This is a genomic window from Rhodoferax sp. (assembly GCF_039922535.1).
Lineage (GTDB): Bacteria > Pseudomonadota > Gammaproteobacteria > Burkholderiales > Burkholderiaceae_C > Rhodoferax_B.
The window spans coordinates 1-2,151 of the sequence record NZ_JBDTEM010000256.1; the positions used below are offsets into that span (position 1 = coordinate 1).

A 2,151-nucleotide genomic window follows, 5' to 3' on the forward strand; every position below is an offset into this window, starting at 1 on the left:
GACATTACCGGCACTACTGACACTGTCGGCACTATCGGCAGCCGTAGATGGGCGGCGGCGTTGGCGGCCGACATGCCCCAGGCCACCGCCGACGCGCCTTGGGCGGTGCTGCCGTAGCCAAAGCCGCTGGTGTCGCTGGTGGTTCGAAAGTCCAGCGCCGCCTCCACACCGCCCGAGCAGTGCAGCACCACCACACCGGCCGCGGTGGCGGAATAGCGCAAGTCGCCCATACACACCTGGTCGGGCGCCTGGCTGGAACTGAGTTGCACCGTGCCCGTGCGGTCGGTAAACAGTGTGGCCGTGCCTTCAAACAGCACGCCGTCCACGGCCGCGTAGGCGGGCACCTTGCTGGACAGCCAGCTGCGGGTCTGGGCATCCATCTTGGCGCAGCCCACCAAGGTCAAGGCAAGCACAGTGGCGGATAAAAGAGCTTTCATAGGGGAATCTTAGTGCGGCCCGCGCAGGGTATAACGGGCTTAAGACCTTGGAAAACCGCCTTTTAATCGTCGTCCGACGGGTCCAGCCCGGGAAACAGCACCTCGGTATAGCCCAGCTGCGTCAAATCCCGCATCCGCGTGGGGTACAGCCTGCCGATCAGGTGGTCGCACTCGTGCTGCACCACGCGGGCGTGGAAGCCGTCCACCGTGCGGTCGATGGGGTCACCATATGGATCGAAGCCGGTGTAGCGGATGCGCGACCAGCGCGGCACCAGGCCCCGCAGGCCAGGCACCGACAGGCACCCTTCCCAATCGTCGTCCTCTGCGTCGCCTATCGGCGTGATCAAGGGGTTGATCAGCACCGTGGGTGGCACCACGGGCCGGTCTGGGTAGCGCGGATTCACATCCGCCGTGCCAAACACCACCAATTGCAAATCCACCCCGATTTGCGGAGCCGCCAGCCCCGCCCCGTTGACCGAGCGCATGGTGTCCAGCATGTCGGAGATAAGGAGGTGCAGCGCGTCGGTGTCGAATTCGGTCACCTGCTGGGCGGTGCGCAGCAGGCGCGGGTCGCCCATTTTGAGGATGGTGTGAAGGGTCATGGTGGGGGTTAAGAATGGGGCGTTTCGTAAGCTGCCGCTGCTAGTTGCACGCCTGGGAGTAGCACCAGCAAAGCAGGCAGCTTGTTTGGCATCACACCGGGGCGGCCTCTGCCAACACCAGTGCACGAAACTTCAGCGGTAAGTCGCGCGGGGTCAGTACATCGACGCGGATGCCCAGCAGTTCTTCCAATTCATCCTGCAGACCACCCAAGTCGAACAAGGTGGCACCCGGCATGGCATCCACCAACAAATCCAGGTCGCTGCCTTCGCAGTCATTGCCGTGCAAAACCGAGCCAAAAACGCGCGGATTGGCCGCCCGGCAACGGCGGGTGGCTGCGCGGATAGCATCGCGGTTCTGGTTGAGGGCAAGTGAGGGCTTCATGGCGACTGTTGAATGTACTGCTAATCCGCCGCAGCCACCGGCTGCAACAACGCCAACATCCCGGCCTCGTCCAGCACCGGCACGCCCAAGGCCAGGGCTTTATCCAGCTTGCTGCCAGCCTCGACACCAGCAACGACATAGCTGGTTTTTTTACTCACCGAACCGGCCACTTTGGCACCTGCGGCTTCGAGCAAATCTTTGACTGCATCGCGGCTGAGGGTGGGGAAGGTGCCGGTCAGGACGAAGGTCTGGCCGGCCAGGGGCTTGGGGGCTTGCTGGGCGGGCTCGCCCTCCTCCCAGCGGATGCCACAGGCGCGGAGTTGCTCGACCACTTCGCGGTTGTGCGGCTGGTCGAAGAAAGTGCGGATGGCCAGAGCGACGATGGGGCCCACGTCAGCCACCTCCAGCAACTGCTCCACGCTCGCATCCATGATGCTGTCGAGCTTGCCAAAGTGCCGGGCCAGCGCCTTGGCGGTGGACTCGCCGACGTGGCGTACACCCAGGCCGAACAGAAAGCGCGGCAAGGTGGTGTCCTTGGATTTCTCCAGCGCCGCCAGGATGTTTTTCGCCGATTTGTCGGCCATGCGGTCCAGCGCGGACAGCGCCGTAAAGCCCAGCTTGTACAGGTCGGGCAAGGTGCGGATCACGCCCGTGTCCACCAGTTGCTCCACCAGCTTGTCGCCCAGGCCTTCGACCTCGACCGCGCGGCGGTGGGCGAAGTGCACTATCG

At 64.1% G+C, this 2,151-nt stretch carries 4 protein-coding genes; all 4 read right to left on the minus strand.

What is annotated here, in order from left to right:
* Nucleotides 1-437: hypothetical protein (locus tag ABI213_RS11790; protein WP_348027233.1), on the minus strand; the 437-nt coding region annotated here is incomplete at its 3' end.
* 62 nt (nucleotides 438-499) lie between these two features.
* Nucleotides 500-1,039 carry a peptide deformylase gene (gene def / locus ABI213_RS11795; RefSeq protein ID WP_348027235.1) on the minus strand — a complete coding sequence of 180 codons (540 nt, stop codon included), beginning with the start codon at nucleotides 1,037-1,039 and terminating at the stop codon, nucleotides 500-502.
* A 91-nt stretch (nucleotides 1,040-1,130) separates the two neighbouring features.
* Nucleotides 1,131-1,421 carry a nucleotidyltransferase family protein gene (locus ABI213_RS11800; protein WP_348007331.1) on the minus strand — a complete coding sequence of 97 codons (291 nt, stop codon included), beginning with the start codon at nucleotides 1,419-1,421 and terminating at the stop codon, nucleotides 1,131-1,133.
* A 20-nt stretch (nucleotides 1,422-1,441) separates the two neighbouring features.
* Nucleotides 1,442-2,151: helix-hairpin-helix domain-containing protein (locus ABI213_RS11805; protein WP_348027237.1), on the minus strand; the 710-nt coding region annotated here is incomplete at its 5' end.